Raw genomic sequence first — 19719 nt, 5'->3', positions numbered from 1 at the left:
CATGCATAACGTTACTTTCATCGGTGCTTCCGGTTTTGTCGGAACACGCTTAACTGATATTACAAGAACTGATTTTAAGCTAAAAATCTTTGATAAACAACAAAGCCCATTTTTTCCGGAGCTAACAACCCTTGGTGATGTCAGAAACCAAGCGGAGCTGGACAACGCGCTTCAAGGGCAGGAAGCGGTGGTATTGCTTGCCGCCGAACATCGTGATGATGTTTCTCCCACTTCCTTGTATTACGATGTAAATGTCCAGGGTACCAGAAACGTCTTGGATGCCATGGACAAGAACGGAGTAAGAAACATCATCTTTACCAGCTCGGTAGCGGTATATGGCCTTAACAAAGAGAATCCCAATGAACAACACCCGGCTGATCCGTTTAACCACTATGGCAAAAGCAAATGGCAGGCCGAAGAGGTATTAAGGGCCTGGCACCAACAAGATCCGGAAAACCGTTCGTTAACCATCATTCGTCCAACGGTGATTTTTGGAGAACGGAATCGTGGCAACGTATATAACCTGCTCAAACAAATTGCCTCCGGTAAATTTTTAATGGTGGGCAAGGGAACCAACTACAAGTCCATGGCCTATGTTGGTAATATCGCCGCTTTTATCAAATACCATCTAAAAAATACAAAGCCCGGCTACCAGGTATTCAACTACATCGACAAGCCAGACTTGAACATGAACGACTTGGTAGCTCAGGTGGAAGAAAGTTTAAATAAGCATATTCCCTCCACACATTTTCCTTACTGGTTAGGTATGTTGGGCGGATATGGATTCGACATCTTAAGTGCCCTTACAAGAAAAAAGTTTGCCGTTAGCTCGGTTCGGGTCAAAAAGTTTTGCGCCACCACGCAATTCGATGCCACCAAAGCACACAATTGTGGATTCAAAGCGCCTTATACCTTGGGCCAAGGATTGCACAACACCCTGCATTACGAGTTCATTGATAAAAATAAGGACGGCATCACCTTTGAAAGTGAATAACATCCAAGATACCTCATGGAGGGGCCAGTAATAAAAGTTTGAAAAACATCATTCACAAATCAAGCGAAGATTATCGTGCGATGAAAAAGAACAGCCTCCCCTTCCCGCTCTGGACTTTGGCTTGTAAGAACCTATCGAAGATCCCACAGTTTTTGCCTCCTTTTAAGCAACGGAAACGAGAGGCCAGCTCCCCGTCCTTTACAACGACAACAAGGCATCGACCTGTCAGCATCAGCGCAAAATACCACCAATCGAAGTTCAGCACAGTTGTAAGTAGTGATCATCGATTGACAAGCTCCAGACACTTTAACCTTGTTCCTTTACACTTTAACCTTAATTTGAAGTCGTTTAAGAGTAACAGAAACGAGCGACCAGCACATCCCTTTTTTTTGGGGGAAGGTGGCTCAATCGATTGGGGCGGAAGGATCAAGAAAACCAACAACAGTTTTGGACAGGAGTAGCTGTTGAGAACAAAGCTAGCTAACGGCATCTAGCCACTCTGCAAAACCTATAACAACCAAAACCACGATAACATGAAAATCATTTCCATTGTAGGGGCTCGTCCTAACTTCATGAAGATTGCTCCGTTTGTACGTGCCATCGAACAATACAACCAAACGCATAACGATGCTACCAGCCCAAACATTCAGCATATATTGGTACACACCGGGCAACATTACGATGACCGGATGAGCCAGGCCTTTTTTGATGCGCTGGGCATCCCCGCAGCAGACATAAACCTGGGGATTGGTTCCGGCAGCCATGCGGAACAGGTAGGTAACACGATGATCGGATTTGAAAAGGTATGCTTGCAAGAACAACCAGACTGGGTGGTCGTGGTTGGTGATGTCAATGCTACCTTGGCTTGTTCTGTAACTGCCAAGAAGCTTAACATCAAGGTATGTCATATTGAAGCTGGTCTTCGTTCAGGCGATATTACGATGCCCGAAGAGGTCAACCGACTTGTTACCGACCGGTTGAGCGATCTCCTGCTTACTCCGGATAAACTATCCAATGAGAACCTTCAAAAAGAAGGCGTTCCGGATGAAAAAATCAAATTCGTTGGCAATATTATGATTGACACTCTTGAAGCCAATCGGGATAAAGCATCAACACTTCAAATCAACCATATAATAAAAGCCAATCTGCTGGATTCAGACCGCGCGCAAGCCTTTATCCCCCTTCTTAAGGAAGCGGATTCAGCTCCAAGCAGAGATAGGGGTAGTTACGCGCTCCTCACCCTTCATCGGCCATCCAATGTCGATCAAAAAGAAGTTCTGGAAACTATTCTCCATTTCCTCACCGATGAAGTAGCCAGCGAAATGCCTGTCATCTGGCCCATTCACCCCCGTACGCAAAAAATGCTTCAAAACTTTGGATTATGGGAAAAGGCCATTACCTGCACCAATCTCTTTTTGATGCACCCCATCGGGTACCACGAAATGTTGCGGCTTAATATGAGTGCCTCCATCATGCTCACAGATAGCGGTGGCTTACAAGAAGAATGTTGTGTACTAGGTACTCCTTGCCTAACCCTCCGTTGGAATACAGAACGACCGGTAACGTTGAAAGAACATGGAGGGGCCAGCGTATTGGTCGGCAATAACATTGAACGCATCCGAAAAGAATACCAAAAGGCAATTAAGGCAGGACGTGTACCACAACGACCTGAGCTTTGGGATGGGCAAGCAGCAATGCGCTGTGTGAAGGCAATCGTTGAGTACCAGGCATAACCTTTCAGCGTCTCCAAGATCTGGAAGGTTTAAAACGCAAGAAGAAAGTGGTTAGCTAATTAAGTGAAAATGGAACCCCATAACCCTTCCAATATTCTAATCTTCCGACCTTCTAATCCTCCAACCTTCCAACCTTCCAACCTTCTAATCTTCCAAACCTCTTCCCATCTTTTTTCAAAGTGAGGGGCAAAGCCTGCGAAGCTGGCTTGGGGTGAGTTTCCAACTTTTTCCAAAGGTTAGAACTTTGGAAAAGGTAAAAAACCCCATCGCCGATCAATCGGTGCCCACCTCTTCGGGATGGAGGAAAAACAGCGATGGAAAAGAAGGAGCCCCGCCAGGGTAGAAATCGTGGTGAGTCATCGGTCGTCAGCGATTAGGTGGTTAAATGAGCCGAAGCCAACAACCATTCTAATCTTCCAACCCTCTGACCTTCTGACCTTCCGATATTCCGATATTCGTCCCCCCAACACCCCTTACCAATCGGCTTTAGCCAATCCCCCTTCCAACATTCTAATCTTCTGACCTTCTAATCTGCCAACCTCTTCCCATCTCTTTTCGAAGAGAGGGGCAAAGCCTGCGAAGCTGGCTTGGGGTGAGTTTCCAACTTTTTCCAAAGGTTAGAACTTTGGAAAAGGTAAAAAACCCCATCGCCGATCAATCGGCGCCCACCTCTTCGGAATGGAGGAAAAACAGCGATAGAAAAGAAGGAGCCCCGCCAGGGTAGAAATCGTGGTGAGTCATCGGTGGTCAGCGATTAAGTGGTTTAATGAGTCGAAGCCAATAACCATTCTAATCTTCCAACCCTCTGACCTTCTATTCTTCCAATAGCAGATCGCTTCACCTTGTTCGCGATGACGGATAAAAGCATGATAATTCGCCTCAAACAGCCAATGGGAAGCTCCAAGTCCGCAAGGGGATGCTTTAAACTGCCGGGGGACGGTTTACCAAGCTGATTGACTCACTTAAACTGCCGGGGGACAGGTCAACTTAACCGATTGACTCACTTAAACTGCTGAGGGGCACCTTAAACTGCCGATGGACACAAAAAAACCCCGCGGGAGGGGTTAAACTGCCGCGGGGCTACTAAAATCAAGGGGTTTAACAAACTACTTGTAATAGCGTTTTCGCTTGTTTTCATTTTTCCAAAAGACATAACGGCCAAATTCACGAATCGTACTCGATTTTTGATCCAGTAAAGAATACGCCTTATCGCGCATAACTTTAGTTTCGCTGCTATCATCGGCAGCACCATTGGCAGCAGCCAATAGTTCCGATAGGGTATGCGAAACGGTACGTGCTTCCTGCAACTGAGCCAAGTCAAAATTGATGGCATTTAAGGGCTCTGGGTATTTTTCACCCAGCACAGCCAGTTCCAATAAATCCTGAATCATATCAGCTTGGCTGGCTCCCTCGCGAATGCGCATTACTTTCTTTTGAATGTCTTCGTAATCCCGATAGGCAAAGGAAAAATGGTGTAACAGTTCATCTCGAAACTGGAAGGCTTGCGGAGCCTGTTCCTTCCATAAAGCTTCTGCTTCTTCCCGAGCCCGGAAAACACTCATCCAATTAGCCTGGCAATAACGCAAAGCACCACTAAGAGGGGTCAGATCATCAATTAAAGTAACATCCATACCGGCAGCAGCTAAAACCTCCCGGTCTTCATTGGCATCAACAGCCAAAGTTTCAACACGCGCCACAAAATCGTCAATGGGTTGGTTCGGTAGCTTAAGCTCCTCCGGAGGGAGATTCTCAATTTGTTCTTTCCAAAGTTCAAAATCACTTTGATAACTCATGGTAACATTAAATTTTGTGATATCTTGCAAAAGCTCCGCCGGCCTCCTCTTCCGATCCGCGCTACTAAACAGGAAAGGTTGATGACCAGCCGGCGGTTTACTTCGTACAATCTTATGTTTCAAGTTACAAATCCTTTTGCGATATTTCCAAATACTACTTATCGAAAAACATAATATAGAATGATTATGAATAAGTAAGAACATGCAAAAACCAGCATGGTAAAGCTTATTACAACGAAAAAAATCGCTACGAATCAATTTTCCGCTACCTCACGTTTGAGAATTACGGAAACGAGCGACTGATTGACCGTCGTTGGCAACGGTGCCCCCTTACCGTTCAGCTTTAACCAATTACCATTCTAACCTTCCTATATTCTAATCTTCCAACCTTCCAATAGCAGATCGCTTCACATTGTTCGCGATGACGAGGAAAGGAAGATGAAGTCGCGAGCTCACGAACGCACGAGGTCAGACGAAAAAGTAACCAATCAACGAATGACGATCAAATGACTACTAATGACTAGCATTAAGCGCCAGGCACTGGCACAGGCAAACGCCATGCCCTTTGCCCTCTGCTCCCTGCCAATAACGAACAGATGAAGTCGCGAACTCACGAACGCACGAGGTCAGACGAAAATAGCGAACACTCTGCGAATGACCAACAAATGACTATTAATGACAAACATTAAGCGCCAGGCAAAGGTGCAGATTAACCCCATGCCCTTTGCCCTCTGCTCTCCGCCCTCTGCTCTCTGCCAATAACGAACAGATGAAGTCGCGAACTCACGAACGCACGAGGTCAGACGAAAATAGCGAGCACTCAACGAATGACCAACAAATGACTATTAATGACTAGCATTAAGCGCCAGGCAAAGGTGCAGATTACCCCCATACTCTTTGCCCTTTGCCCTCTGCTCTCTGCCCTCTGCCCTCTGCCCTCTGCTCTCTGCCAATAACGAACAGATGAAGTCGCGAACTCACGAACGCACGAAGTCAGATGAAAATAGCGAGCACTCAACGAATGACCAACAAATGACTATTAATAATTAGCATTAAGCGCCAGGCAAAGGTGCAGATTAACCCCATGCTCTTTGCCCTCTGCCCTTTGCCCTAAGCTCGCTGCCAACCGACAACCGACAACCGATCTTCCTCTTTTAATTGAATATAATTTTGCATTACAAGTGTAAAACCCCGTTATTTGCATTTTTTTAGGGGCTGTCTACAAAATTCCCCATTCATCATTGGCTTACAATGGATGTGCTAAGCCCGGATTTTTCCTTTTCAAAGTCCCTTCAGGGATTTAAGGATTCGAGACTTGACCGTTGATTGGTCTGAATAATACACCGGGCTATACAGACGGCCTCAATGGTAAAAATAAAACAAGCGATTCGACATGAGTGAATTTATTTTAAGCGGACTATGCTTTAGCATTGCCTTTGTCAGCGTGTTTTTGGTTCAACCTTCAGTGGCCCAGGTAGGCCTGGCTAAAAATCTGACTGCAGAACCAGAAAAACACTTCCCCAAGCTTCCCCTGCTAACGATGGGGGGCGTCTCCATGTTTTTTGGCATCAACCTGGCCTTGGCGCTTTGCACCAGCAGCAAAGGCTTTGGAAGCTTGCATCCGCTGATAGCCGCCATGGTTATCCTGTTTTTTTCGGGCTTGCTCCTGGATACAAACGTCACCTTTCGGTACATCCGGCAACTGGCCAAGCTGCTGGCTGCAGCGGTACTGGTGCTTCACTCCCGGGGCACCCAGGGAATTCTTATCCCGGGGATGAATCCCACATTGGATGCACTGGTGCAAATCGCTTTTGTCATTGCATTCATGTATGTATTTCACGAGCTGGTCTTGTTTCGTAAGATGACCATGCTAGTACTGGCACTCCTACATGCCCTGTTTTTTGTGGGCATCAAAGGATTTGTGCAGCTGCCCTTCAATGATTTTTTGTTGGCACTGGCACTCTCCGGAAACCTGGCAGGCATCTTAATTTACAGTGCCTATGCCCGCTATAAGCACAAGCCCCTTCCCTTGATTGGACATACCGGCATCTTCCTGATCGCCGTTATTCTCGCTTACCTTTGGCTAAAACTACTCGCTTTCTGGATTAACTAGCAAATGAGCAAGAAGTACCCAACGAATGACCATCAAGACACTTTAACCTTTAACCATGACAACTTTAACCTTAATAAAGTAATTCACAGAGTTACGCCCAACAAATACTAAAGACGAGAATCTTATGTATCTTAGCACAGCTTAACCGCGAAGAACGCCTGAGATTCACAAAGCCTGGAGAACAGCAGGCCCAGACACTTCGCCAACTGACAACCGATAACTGACAACCGATAACTGACAACCGACAACTGATTACAAACAACTAATTACAAACAACTGATAATACGACAATTATGACACAAAAAGTAGCCTTGATTACCGGCATCACCGGACAGGATGGAGCCTATCTGGCCGAATACCTGCTGAAAAAAGGGTATATGGTTCATGGCATCAAACGACGTTCATCCTTGTTTAACACCGACCGGATTGACCACCTGTACCAGGATCCGCATGTGGAAAACCGCAACCTGGTGCTCCACTATGGAGATATGACCGACAGCATGAACCTCACACGGATTGTGCAGGAAGTGCAGCCCGACGAGATCTACAACCTGGCTGCGATGAGCCATGTGGCGGTGAGTTTTGAGACACCGGAATACACAGCCAATGCGGATGGAATTGGAACACTTCGTTTGCTCGAGGCCATTCGTCTTTTGGGTCTCACCGAAAAAACACGCATCTACCAGGCCTCAACCAGTGAATTGTATGGGCTGGTGCAGGAAGTTCCACAAAAGGAAACGACACCTTTTTACCCGCGCTCCCCCTACGCCGTTGCCAAAATGTATGCCTACTGGATCACAGTTAACTATCGTGAAGCCTATAACATGCATGCCAATAACGGAATTCTGTTTAACCATGAATCGCCCATCCGGGGAGAAACTTTTGTAACCCGCAAAATTACCCGGGCCATCAGCCGAATTGCCTTGGGTATGCAGGACAAAGTGTACATGGGGAACCTGTCGGCCAAGCGCGACTGGGGCCATGCCAAAGATTACATCAAAGCCATGTACCTCATTCTGCAACAAGAAAAAGCCGATGATTACGTGATTGCCACCGGGATTACCACAACCATTCGTGACTTTATTAAACTGGCTGTTGCCGAAATCGGTCTGGAAATTACCTTTGCCGGCGAAGGAGCAGATGAAAAGGGGTATTTCACAGCCCTTGATGAAGCCCTGTTCTGTCAGAAAGTGGGCGAACAATACCTGGAAGGAATCAAGACCCGAATTACAACAACAATCCCTTCGAACAATTCCGAAGACCAGCAAGCTGTCGTGGCTGTTGATCCCGCCTATTTCCGCCCAACTGAAGTTGATCTGCTGATTGGCGATCCAACCAAATCCCAAACCGTTTTAGGCTGGAAACCTGAATATGACCTCAACGGCTTGGTACAGGATATGATGCAATCGGATATTAAGCTGATGCAAAAAGATGCTCTGCTGCGTGAGGGTGGCTACCGCACTTTGAATTATTTTGAGTAGAAGAAGAAAGACGGTGAGAAAATGAGAGGGTGAGACGGTGATAAGATGAGATATTATAAATGAGGTGCTCAATGGCTCAGCGCTCACAATCTCAGTGCTCAAATTCTCACAGTCCCAGTGCCCGATATCCAATTGCTAAAAAATAAACACGTATGGAAAAACAACAAATAAACAATACTAGCCCCAAGAAAGTCTTCGTTTCCGGTTGTTACGACCTGCTTCATTCCGGACATGTCGCATTTTTTAAGGAAGCCTCTCAATTTGGCGATCTTTATGTGGGAATTGGTTCCGATCAAACCATTGAAGAGTTGAAAGGACGCCATACCATCAACAGCGAGCAGGAACGCCTCTATATGGTCAAGGCGGTTCGTCATGTAACCGATGCCTTCATCAATTCAGGCAGTGGAATCATGGACTTTGAGCAAGAACTAAAAGCCCTGCAGCCCGATTTTTTTGTGGTGAACGAAGATGGTTATTCGCCCGCCAAGAAAAAGATGTGTGCCGAACTGGGAATCGAGCTCAAGGTACTGGAACGAATTCCGGATGCAGGCTTGCCCGCCCGCTCAACAACAGCCATTCGTTCCTCAGACAACTGCACCCTGCCCTACCGGATTGATTTGGCCGGCACCTGGATTGACCAGCCCTATGTATCGAAATACCATCCCGGCTGGGCCATCACCCTGTCGTTGGAACCCATTATTGAATACAACGAACGGTGTGGCATGAGCACCTCAACACGCAATGCCGCCAAAAAGATATGGCCTTACACGCTCCCGCTTGAAAAGCCTGAACGTTTAGCCGAAATTCTGTTCAAATTTGAAAACGATCCCGGATCGGAACTTATTTCAGGGGCTCAGGATGCCATTGGAATTTGCATGCCGGGGCTGGTCAGACATTACTACGATGCAGCCTACTGGCCCAAGCAATTTGAATCGGTAAACGATGAAGAAATCCTGACCTGGCTTGAAGATCATTTATACATGGTTCTGTTATGGCCCCGTCGCAATGGACTGGACTTGTTAAAAGAGACCTACATCAACACCGACAATGTAAAACGATTGGCGAGTGCTTCGGAAAAAGCCTGGTCTGCCATCATGCAAAAAGATTTGCCGGCCTTTTCCAAGGCTTTTCTCGACTCGTTTGAGGCGCAGACAAGCATGTTCCCATCCATGATTAACGAAGAAATTAATCAGGTGATTGAGAGCTACAAATCACAGGCTTTGGCTTGGAAGCTGGCAGGAGCCGGCGGTGGTGGTTACCTCATTCTGCTCGCTGATGAACCCATAAAAGGGGCCATGCGAATCAAAGTACGCCGAAAGGAAACCGGGCTCTAGTCCTTGTTTCCTTTCGCCAATAGAATCATCCAAATCAATGCATTCAATATGAAAAAAGATAGCAAAATATACGTTGCCGGCCATAAAGGCCTGGTGGGTTCTGCCCTCTGGAAAACCCTTCAAAACAAAGGATACACCAACCTCATTGGCCGGTCGTTGGAAGAGCTGGACTTGATGGATCAATCAGCCGTCGCTCATTTTTTCGAAACCGAAAAACCGGAATATGTAATTCTGGCCGCAGCCAAAGTTGGAGGCATTATCGCCAACAACACCTACCGCGGACAGTTCATCTATGAAAACCTGCAAATTCAGAACAATGTAATTCACCAGTCCTATGTGCATGGCGTGAAAAAACTGTTGTTCCTCGGCTCTACCTGCATCTATCCGAAGAACGCGCCTCAACCCATGACTGAAGATTGTTTGCTAACCGATGTGCTGGAATACACCAATGAGCCCTACGCCATCGCCAAGATTGCCGGCTTAAAAATGTGTGAAGCCTACAACATGCAGTATGGCACCAATTTCATTTCGGTTATGCCGACCAACTTGTATGGTCCCAATGACAACTTCAACCTGGAGACCTCGCATGTTTTGCCCGCTATGGTACGGAAAATTCATTTGTCGAAGTGCCTCGAAGAAAGCAACTGGGATGCCATCCGCGACGACCTGAATAAACGTCCCGTGGAAGGCATGGACGGAGCGGCTTCAGAGGAAGACATCCTGTACATGCTGAAAAAATATGGGATCTACCTGCACCATTCAGATACGGAAGAAGAAACACGCCTGTTCACGCCACCCGCATCTCAAAAGCAGCCGGTTACCTTGTATTTATGGGGAAGCGGTAATCCGATGCGCGAATTCCTTTGGTCGGAAGATATGGCGGCAGCCTGTGTTTTCTTGCTGGAAAACCGAAACTTTGAAGATATCAAAGCAAGCAGTGGAGACGAAGTGCGAAACACCCACATCAACATTGGCACCGGCAAGGAAATTTCCATTCGGCAACTGGCGGAAACCATTCAACAAACCGTTGGATTTCAGAGCAGCATTGAGTTTGACCGAACCAAGCCTGATGGTACCCTTCGCAAGCTGACGGATCCGTCCAAGCTTCACCGCCTGGGATGGAAACACAGCATTGAGCTGGAAGAAGGCGTTCGCCTGATGTATCAGCACTACCTGGAATAGCAGGACATAGCAAAGGCAGGGAGCATAGGGCGAAGGAGATCGTGTTAATATAACAAGTACACTCAACCGACAACGGCCAGCTCCCCCACTTCGCCGACAGGTGAAAAGAATGGCCTACGAGGGTTTTGAAACAGAAAACAAGGGAAGGAATTCGCGTGGGCACGCGCTAAGAAAACCCAGTTTGACGACCAGCGGGAGGAGTTGGTTTTCGGGGAGTGACCGATCCGTCGTTTTCGTTCAAAAGCAACGTCAGCCTTGATTCTTTTGGTTCCTTTTCTCATCTAAGGAGAAAAGGGACTGGTATCAGGGCGAAGCCCAAACACCAACATCGAAAGCTTCACGTAAAACGACTCAATACGAATCAGCTTTAAGGAAACAACCAAACTCGACAGCAGGCAACTGATAACAGAACAACTGAACAACGGCCAGCTCCCCCACTTCGCCGACAGGTGAAAAGAATGGCCTACGAGGGTTTTGAAACAGAAAACAAGGGAAGGAATTCGCGCGGGCACACGCTAAGAAAACCCTGTTTGACGACCAGCGGGAGGAGTTGGTTTTCGGGGAGTGACCGATCCGTCGTTTTCGTTCAAAAGCAACGTCAGCCTTGATTCTTTTGGTTCCTTTTCTCATCTAAGGAGAAAAGGGACTGGCATCAGGGCGAAGCCCAAACACCAACATCGAAAGCTTCATGTTAAGCTACTCAATACGAATCAGCTGTTCGGCCCTAACTAAATTCGAGATTAAAAACTCAGAACATGAACCCATCAAGCCCCCAAAAACGTACTAATAACAACTGATGTTTCTCTATATTCTCAGAACATCTGTTTTTCGTGTGCTCCTTCGCCCCTAATTCAGGCGTTTCAGCAGGCAAAATGGGAAGGATATTTATCTGAATAAAAACAACGCCATATGAAGGATCAATCATTTGGGAGATGCAATTTCTGCCACACACCACTTAGCCACTTGGTAACCGACCTGGGCATGCAGCCACTTTGCGAAGACAAAATACGTCAGGAAGACCTCCATAAAATGGAACCCCATTTCCCGCTCAAGGTTTATGTCTGTGAGCAATGTTTTCTGGCACAAGCTCCTCCGGTGGTTTCACCCGAGGTTATTTACCGCGACTATGCCTATTATTCCTCCTATTCGGATACCTGGCTTGAGCACGCCAAGCAATACGTGGAATATGTCAGCAAGCGGTTTGACATCGGCCCCAATGCTTTGGTCGCAGAAATTGCCAGCAATGATGGCTATCTGCTTCAATATTTTGCGGCGAAGGGTATTCCGGTTTTAGGCATCGACCCCTCCCGTGAAATTGCGGAATATGCCCAACGCGAAAAAGGCATAAAAACCGAGATCCGCTTTTTTGGTCATCAAACCGCTCAGGATCTGGTTCGGCACTACGGGCAGGCCGACCTGATCATTGGCAACAACATCCTGGCTCACGTTCCCGATATCAATGACTTTGTGAAGGGGATGAAACATTTCCTGAAAGCCGACGGTGTCATTACCATGGAATTTCCTCACCTGGAGCGCCTGATTGCAGAAAACCAGTTCGACACCATCTACCACGAGCATTTCTCCTACCTTTCTTTCACGGCCGTAAAAACCATTTTCGATCACCATGGGCTCACCCTTTTTGATGTTCAAAAACTCAATACCCATGGGGGCTCAATCAGAATACACGCCTGTCATAAGGGCGATCAAAGCAAGCCGGTTGGTGAGGCCGTTCATCAGCTTTTAAAACAGGAGCACGAAGAAGGCATGGACACCCTCTCCTACTATGATCAGTTCAACGAAAAGGTGAAAGAAACCAAACGTAAAATCCTGCAGTTCCTGATTCAGGCAAAGCGGGAAGGCAAGCAGGTAGCCGGGTATGGAGCCCCTGGTAAAGGAAATACACTGCTTAATTATTGTGGGGTGAGAACCGATTTTTTAGATTATACCGTTGACCGGAATCCGCACAAGCAAGGCAACTTCTTGCCCGGAAGCCACATCCCGATCTATCATCCGGACACAATCAAAGAAACCCGTCCCGATTACCTGTTTATTCTCCCGTGGAACTTAAAAGAAGAACTCATCCATTACAACAGCTACATCCGCGAATGGGGAGGAAAGTTTGTTATCCCCATCCCTGAATTGACAGTCATTGACTAGGCCCTGATCAATCGGAAACCCTCTTGGTTCTTGAATCTTGGATCTTTGTTCTTCTTATGCCCCCTATTTTTGTATGCCAAAAGGGATTCGGTATTTTTGTACAATGATTAAAAAGACAATATTGTTGCTAACGCTGGTGTTAGGGTGGAACGGCCTGCGGGCTCAACGCGAATCGACCAACGATTTTGTTCCCTATTACCCTGGGGCCGACAACAAACAATACCTTTTAATTGCGCCGGGAACACTGGGTCCCAACGCCCTGCCAATTCCCGCTATTTTAGATGGAGAAGTAGGTACTGATAACTTGTTTCGGATTGCCAGCGATTCCTATTTTCGCGATGGTGGAGGCGACAGCGGACACAGCCTGATGCTCAACTTTCGGTTTCCGGTCGTTCAAAATTTCATGGCATTCGAACTGCAGTGGAACTTGCTGGAATACTTTCATACGACCAATGAGGTGCGGGATATCATGCAACTTTTCAAGGATGACCCGGGCTGGAGCCTGAACCGGGGCGACCTGATTTTAAACACCTACATCCAATTGCTGAGGGAACGTTCGTATTGGCCCGCCTTCATGGTGGTAAATGCGCTGAAAACGACCACCGGAAGCATCCAAGATGGCCGGGCAACCGACCTGCCGGCGCATTGGCATTACATGAGTATGGGTAAACAGTTGGTGAACTTCGGGCAGTTTCAGTTCCGGCTCAATGCCATGGCTGGGTTTTACGTGTGGCAAACCAATCAATTTGACTTGGAGCAAAATGAAGGCTTCCTGTGGGGACTGGAAAGCCAGTTCAACTACCGCAAACTGGAACTGGGCGTGGGGGCATCGGGCTACAATGGCTGGAAATGGTATGGTGAAGACCGCCCCATTCAACTCAAAGGACGTCTGATCATCAATAATCCGATCGTAAACTATTTTGTGGAATACAAAACCGGGCTGCAGGATTATTACTACAGCTCCTTCTCCGTTGGATTCAACTGGCACCCGCGTTCCCCGTTTAAACTGGACCGCCCGTAAAACCCTGTTCCATGCCGCACAATTTTTATCTTTGTTGAAATTGCATTCAATCCGATTATGAAACTTGCCGTTATTGACCTTGGAACCAACACCTGCAACCTGCTGATTGCCGAAATCAGCGGAAAAACCTACTCCCTCATCCATCAAAGTAAAGTTGGGGTGAAGTTGGGCAAAGGAGGCATCCATAAAAACCAGCTGACTCCAGAGGCTTTCCAGCGGGCAACGGCTGCCCTCAAGCAACACCTGCAAACCATCGCTTCTTATTCGGTCGATACCGTGCGAACGCTGGCGACCTCGGCCGTGCGCGATGCCGCCAACCAGCAGGAATTTACCCAACACCTGTTTACCGAAACTGGCCTTCGTCTGGAAACCATTTCCGGAGAACGCGAGGCTCAGCTGATTTTCGAGGGGGTTCAACTGGCCTTGGGCAAACTCCCCAACCACAGTTTGATTATGGATATTGGCGGTGGCAGCAACGAATTTATCGAACCCCATGACGAGGCGATTCATTGGAAGGCAAGCTTTCCTTTGGGCATGGCCCGCGTGCTGGAACAACTTCCCATTTCCGATCCCATCCGCCCCAACGAAATTACAGCCATCGAAAACTGGTTTTTGCAAGGAATGAAACCACTTTGGCAACAGCTTAACAACAAGCAGGTTTACCAACTCATTGGTTGTTCGGGAGCCTTCGACACCCTGGCCGACTTGCTGGATGAAACGCCCCCCGGAACCAAAAGCCGCTCCAGGCAGCTCATTTCGATTCAGGATTTCAACCGGATCGCCGCTCAGGTCATTTTCTCAACCAAAGCACAGCGCGATCAAATGATTGGAATGGACCCCCTGCGTGTAGAAATGATCGTTCCGGCACTCCTGCTCATTCGCCTCACGATTCAGAAGCTGGGAGTCCGCGAAATCATCCAAACGGACTACGCGCTTCGTGAAGGCGTTTTGTTCGAATGGATTAATCATTAATTTTGAACGAATAAAATTAAAAAGCACACCATGTCAAAAATATTAGTGATCGACGATGAGCGCAGTATCAGAAACACGCTGAAGGATATTCTGGAGTTTGAAAAATACCAGGTTGACCTGGCTGAAGATGGTCAGCAAGGGATTGACCTGATTCGTAAAAACGTCTACGACATCGTGTTGTGCGACATCAAAATGCCTGGTATGGATGGCATCGAAGTGCTTCAAAAGATCCAGATCCTTGCCCCCGATGTACCCGTTGTGATGATCTCCGGACATGGTAATATTGATACCGCTGTGGAATCAATCAAAAAGGGAGCCTTTGACTATATTGAAAAACCGCTCGACCTGAACCGGCTGCTCATCACCATCCGCAACGCCATGGACAAATCGAACCTGATTACCGAAACCAAGGTGTTGAAAAAAAGGGTGAACAAAAAATACGAAATTGTCGGCCAATCCGAAGCCATGCAAAGAATCATTCAGATGGCCGATAAGGTAGCTCCAACTGATGCCCGGGTGCTGATTACCGGTGCCAACGGAACAGGGAAAGAACTGGTCGCCCGTCGCCTACATGATCAAAGCAACCGCGCTTCCGGTCCGTTCATCGAGGTCAACTGCGCAGCCATCCCTTCTGAATTGATTGAAAGCGAACTGTTCGGCCATGAAAAAGGAGCCTTTACCTCGGCTGTCAAACAACGCAAAGGGAAGTTTGAGCAAGCTTCAGGTGGAACCCTCTTTTTGGACGAAATTGGCGATATGAGCCTTTCAGCCCAAGCCAAGGTATTGCGTGCCTTGCAGGAAAATGTGATCACCCGGGTTGGAGGCGACAAACCCATTAAGGTGGATGTGCGCGTGGTAGCAGCAACCAATAAAAACCTAAGTGAAGAAATTGAAAACAACAACTTCCGCGAGGACTTATACCACCGGTTGAGTGTTATTCTGATTCAAGTGCCCACCCTCAACGAACGGGCTGAAGACATTCCCGAACTGGCCAACCACTTTATCAAGCAAATTTGCAGCGAATATGGCATGCCCGAAAAAACCATCACCGACGAAGCTTTGGTTAAACTGCAACAGATTAACTGGACCGGAAATATTCGTGAATTTCGAAATGTCATCGAACGCCTGATCATTCTGGGAAACAAATCCATTACCGACAGTGATGTTGAAACCTTTGCAGCTCCTATCAAATAGTGATAAAGATAATCCATAACATTGTTAAGTCTCAGCTTATCTGGCCTCTTAAAAGCCGTACAACATGTTTTTCCGGAATAAGCAAACTTCTTTGAGAATTTGTTGTTATAACAAAACGAAAGATTACCGACCTTAGAAAGACATAGTACAAAATTAAGGAGACCCGCTGAAGCCGGAAAGTTTTTGTTGTTGTCATGGCGTATTTAAACACTTCACCCCGGGGTTTATTGTTTCCTGGGGAACGGACCGAGTTTCATGGGTTTCCTTTTTTAATCTTCTTATAAACGGTAAGTCACTTACTGTAAATTGCAAAGTTTCCTGCTCAATCACTTTACAAAAAACCACTTCAAATTTGAAAACCCCATTGGCAAAGACCTGTAAATTGGCTCGGGATAGCTCTTCATTTTCTGTATGTTTGCCAATTCTCCAGGCACGCACTTCGGCAATAAGCATTCAGATATCGAATAATTACAAAGAATATCCGTTATATTTGGAGGTTTAAAAACATAAAACACGCAAACTATGAAACGTGTCGCCATATTTCCCGGTTCGTTTGATCCGTTTACCATCGGACATGAAAGTATTGTCAGAAGGGCCCTTCCCATGTTCGATAAAATTATCATCATGATTGGGTATAACACCAACAAGCAATCCTTCTTCCCCATTGAAAAACGCATGAAATGGATTGACCAGGTTTTTGACGATGAGCCCAAAGTAGAGGTTCAAACCCATGAAGGGCTGACGGTTGACTTTTGCAAGAAAGTAAACGCCAACTACATTTTAAGGGGCTTACGCACATCGGCCGACTTTGAATACGAACGGGCCATTGCGCAGGTTAACAAAAATATGCACCCGCAGATTGAGACCATTTTCCTGCTAACCAAACCAGAGCACACGCCGGTCAACTCTTCCATTGTTCGCGACATTATTCTGCATGGCGGCGATGCCAGCATGTTTTTACCCAATAAATTAAACATGGATGAATTTAAAAAAGATGAAGCTTAAAACCCTCCTTCTTTTTTTCGCTTTAACCATGGGCTTCCAGCCTTTTTTGCAAGCTCAGCAACAGGTTGTTCTATCAGGAAAAGCGCCGGAATATGCCGGTTACCAAATAGAGCTGTACCGTTACGCTGATCCGATTTCGGAGGAAAAGCAACTGCTTACCCGATTGGCAATTGCAACAGATGGCAGTTTTCAGGCAGAGCTAAGCTTGCGGGAAACCACCTGGGCCTTTGCCACTTTCGATGCTTATCAGGCCTCGCTGTTTCTGGAACCCGGGCAACAATACGAGCTGATTTTCCCTCCGCTAAAACCAGTGCCGCCCAGTCAAAAGCGCAGTGCCTTTTTCGAGGCGGATGAAATCAGCTTTGTCCTCAAAAACAGCACCCCACAGGAACTCAACCGACAAATTGAAGCCTTTGAGTTGGCCTATTTCAAAGAGGAAAGCCGTTACTTTAACCAAATCTACCACCAGCAGTCGCAAGCGGCTGTCGATTCGTTGAACAAGCGTTTGCTCCAGGCTTTTCCACCAACATCCAATACTTACTTTGAACGATACAAGTTTTACCGCCTGGCATTTGCTGAATTTATTCTCCACCAAGGCGAGTCCAAACAATTCATCCAAACCTATTTTATTGCTCAAAAACCCGACCTGGCCATTCCGCCCTGTGCCCAACTGTTCAAACAAGTATTCTCTAATCAGTTTGAATTTGAAGGAAATAAAATTCAGGGAACCAATTTCAAACGGCTGGTTGGGCAAGCGAACCTGGCGGGTATTGAAGCTTACCTAATTAGCGAAAACGGCTGGAATAGTGAACTTAGTCGGCTGGTTATCCTGCAAGCCATTAATGATGCCTATTTTCAAGGCAAATTTTCGCAACGAAGTTTACTCAGCCTGCTAACGAAAATTAAAGCAAGCTCGTGGGAACAAAATAAAAAAGACATAGCTCAACGCCTGAAAGCCAAATTAACCTATTTACAACAGGGCAGTCAGGCTCCCCAATTTTCAATGACTGATTTTAAAGGGCAACAGCACCTGCTAGCTGATTTTGCCGGAAAATACGTCTACCTGAACTTCACACGGGTGTCCAACCCCATTTGCCGGCAACACTTGGATCAACTCAAAAGCCTGGAGGCTCCCCTTCAGCAGGAATTACAAATTCTGAACCTGATTATGCACGACGAAGCCGAAAAGCAGGCGATAATCAGCCAGCAAAACTGGCTTGGAACCTTTTATGTGGTTGATGAGCAGACCGCAGACAAGTATCGCATCTCCAATTTTCCAATTGCTTACCTGCTGGATCCGGCGGGCAAGCTGGTTTTGTCGCCAGCGCCCAACCCACTCGATGGCTTCGAGCAACATTTTATCAACCTGCTGCGCAAAAAGCACCTGGAAAAACAACGCCATCAAACCAGGTAAGGCTTTAACAATTCTTTCAGGTTACCATAGGTATCTCCGTATACCATCGGCAGCTCATCCTCCGAAACCCAGTGCACCTCCTCAATTTGTTCTTCCAGCTGAGGCGTTAGGCGTTCTTCTCTGGCATAGTCCATTTTAAACCAATGGGTTTCTTTCAACACCCAATTGTTGTCCGCTGGCAGGTAGGGCGAACGATAAATATGGAAGGTTGACGGAAGTCGCTCAGAAATGCTCATTCCGGAAATTCCACACTCTTCCTCCACCTCACGAATAGCCGCTTTTTCCGGTTCTTCTCCAGCTTCAATTTTTCCTTTGGGAAGATCCCATCTCCCCAATCGTCGTATGCATAAAAAACGCCCGTTGGCATTGGTTACCAAACCGCCTGCCGCCGAAATTAAAGTCATATTATCGGCAAGCAATTGCATGAGGTCAAGTCCCTCTTTCAGGACAATTAACAGTTTTACAACATGTTTACTTCTTTCTAAAGTTTGAAGAAGCGTTTCGAGGTCATTAAAATCCTTTATATCAACAACTTCATAAATGTTATCTTTAGGTGAATTGTTGATTTGGTCTCCCTGAACCAGCAGGTGCTCATTGAAAAAAACTTTGTACATTTGTCCCGAAAACAGATTAAACATTCATAGATTATGCAAGAGATTCACGTTGAGGTTACGAAGAAACTCGTACAAATAAACACAATAAAAATTCAACCATCAAACCCATTCACCTGGGCGTCAGGATGGAAAGCTCCGATCTACTGCGACAACCGTAAAATTTTGTCTTACCCGGAAGCGCGTACATTTATCCGTGATCAATTTGTAAAGTTGATTCGTGAACAATACCCCAATGCAGAAGTCATTGCCGGAGTAGCTACCGGAGCTATTGCCCACGGCATGTTGGTTGCTCAGGAGCTTGGCCTGCCATTCATCTACGTACGTTCAAAACCGAAAGATCACGGGTTGGAAAACCTGATTGAAGGCGATTTGAAAGCCGGACAAAAAGTGGTTATCATTGAAGATTTGGTTTCAACAGGTGTCAGCAGCTTGAAAGCAGCTGAAGCAATCTCAAACTTTGGTGGCGACGTTTTGGGCATGATGGCGATTTTCACCTACAACTTCCCGGTTGCTAAGGAAAATTTTGAAAAAGCAGGCATCGAGCTGACAACATTAAGCCGCTACAAAACATTGATTGAAGTGGCCTTGGAATCTGGCGAAATTAAAGAATCGCAGGTTGAATCTTTAAACCAATGGCGACAAGACCCAGCCAATTGGGGTAGATAAGAAATAAAACTTTTGATAGATACTCCCCGGACAGCATCCGGGGATT

At 46.6% G+C, this 19719-nt stretch carries 15 protein-coding genes; 13 read left to right on the top strand and 2 right to left on the bottom strand.

From position 1 onward, the window contains the following. Position 1 precedes the first annotated feature (1 nt). The gene (locus Q1A18_RS00585) at positions 2-994 is read left to right on the top strand and encodes an NAD-dependent epimerase/dehydratase family protein (protein WP_299576270.1); all 993 of its coding nucleotides are present in this window, start codon (positions 2-4) and stop codon (positions 992-994) included. Between the two features lie 533 nt (positions 995-1527). Further along, the gene (gene wecB / locus Q1A18_RS00580) at positions 1528-2727 is read left to right on the top strand and encodes a UDP-N-acetylglucosamine 2-epimerase (non-hydrolyzing) (protein ID WP_299576267.1); all 1200 of its coding nucleotides are present in this window, start codon (positions 1528-1530) and stop codon (positions 2725-2727) included. A 1106-nt stretch (positions 2728-3833) separates the two neighbouring features. On the opposite strand, the gene Q1A18_RS00575 is transcribed toward wecB, so the two are convergent. Then, positions 3834-4520: a hypothetical protein gene (locus Q1A18_RS00575; protein ID WP_299576265.1), complete on the bottom strand. Its 687-nt coding sequence runs from the start codon at positions 4518-4520 to the stop codon at positions 3834-3836. A 1393-nt stretch (positions 4521-5913) separates the two neighbouring features. Here Q1A18_RS00575 and Q1A18_RS00570 point away from each other — a divergent pair. The 10 genes from Q1A18_RS00570 to Q1A18_RS00525 all read left to right on the top strand — a co-directional run bounded on the left by Q1A18_RS00570 (position 5914) and on the right by Q1A18_RS00525 (position 18393). After that, positions 5914-6633, top strand: a complete 720-nt coding sequence (locus Q1A18_RS00570) for a hypothetical protein (protein ID WP_299576263.1) — start codon at positions 5914-5916, stop codon at positions 6631-6633. Between the two features lie 293 nt (positions 6634-6926). Further along, the gene (gmd, locus tag Q1A18_RS00565) at positions 6927-8114 is read left to right on the top strand and encodes a GDP-mannose 4,6-dehydratase (protein WP_299576261.1); all 1188 of its coding nucleotides are present in this window, start codon (positions 6927-6929) and stop codon (positions 8112-8114) included. 152 nt (positions 8115-8266) lie between these two features. Further along, positions 8267-9448 carry an adenylyltransferase/cytidyltransferase family protein gene (locus Q1A18_RS00560; protein WP_299576259.1) on the top strand — a complete coding sequence of 394 codons (1182 nt, stop codon included), beginning with the start codon at positions 8267-8269 and terminating at the stop codon, positions 9446-9448. A gap of 48 nt (positions 9449-9496) precedes the next feature. Beyond that, a complete protein-coding gene (locus Q1A18_RS00555) occupies positions 9497-10630 on the top strand; it encodes a GDP-L-fucose synthase (protein ID WP_299576257.1) in 1134 nt (377 codons plus the stop codon). A gap of 909 nt (positions 10631-11539) precedes the next feature. Continuing rightward, complete coding sequence (locus tag Q1A18_RS00550; RefSeq protein ID WP_299576255.1) at positions 11540-12787, top strand: class I SAM-dependent methyltransferase; 1248 nt, start codon at positions 11540-11542, stop codon at positions 12785-12787. 103 nt (positions 12788-12890) lie between these two features. Next, the gene (locus Q1A18_RS00545) at positions 12891-13808 is read left to right on the top strand and encodes a hypothetical protein (RefSeq protein WP_299576253.1); all 918 of its coding nucleotides are present in this window, start codon (positions 12891-12893) and stop codon (positions 13806-13808) included. Positions 13809-13865: 57 nt separating this feature from the next. Beyond that, on the top strand, positions 13866-14780 hold the full coding sequence (locus Q1A18_RS00540) for a phosphatase (RefSeq protein ID WP_299576251.1): 915 nt from the start codon (positions 13866-13868) through the stop codon (positions 14778-14780). Positions 14781-14810: 30 nt separating this feature from the next. After that, positions 14811-15974 (top strand): sigma-54 dependent transcriptional regulator, encoded by a 1164-nt coding sequence (locus Q1A18_RS00535; protein ID WP_299576249.1) that lies wholly within the window; start codon positions 14811-14813, stop codon positions 15972-15974. Between the two features lie 522 nt (positions 15975-16496). Continuing rightward, positions 16497-16979, top strand: coding sequence for a pantetheine-phosphate adenylyltransferase (coaD, locus tag Q1A18_RS00530; protein ID WP_299576247.1), 483 nt, complete (start codon positions 16497-16499; stop codon positions 16977-16979). Next, positions 16954-18393 (top strand): redoxin domain-containing protein, encoded by a 1440-nt coding sequence (locus tag Q1A18_RS00525; protein WP_299576245.1) that lies wholly within the window; start codon positions 16954-16956, stop codon positions 18391-18393. The genes coaD and Q1A18_RS00525 overlap by 26 nt, the downstream gene beginning before the upstream one ends. On the opposite strand, the gene Q1A18_RS00520 is transcribed toward Q1A18_RS00525, so the two are convergent. Further along, a complete protein-coding gene (locus tag Q1A18_RS00520; RefSeq protein ID WP_299576243.1) occupies positions 18381-19007 on the bottom strand; it encodes an NUDIX domain-containing protein in 627 nt (208 codons plus the stop codon). The two genes, Q1A18_RS00525 and Q1A18_RS00520, sit on opposite strands and share 13 nt — an antisense overlap. A 33-nt stretch (positions 19008-19040) precedes the next feature. Here Q1A18_RS00520 and pyrE point away from each other — a divergent pair, with 33 nt between their 5' ends. Then, a complete protein-coding gene (pyrE, locus tag Q1A18_RS00515; RefSeq protein WP_299576241.1) occupies positions 19041-19673 on the top strand; it encodes an orotate phosphoribosyltransferase in 633 nt (210 codons plus the stop codon). The last annotated feature ends 46 nt before the right edge of the window (positions 19674-19719 follow it).

This window comes from uncultured Sunxiuqinia sp., assembly GCF_947495665.1.
GTDB classification, from domain to species: Bacteria; Bacteroidota; Bacteroidia; order Bacteroidales; family Prolixibacteraceae; genus Sunxiuqinia; species Sunxiuqinia rutila.
This window is presented reverse-complemented; position numbering and strand designations above follow the sequence as displayed.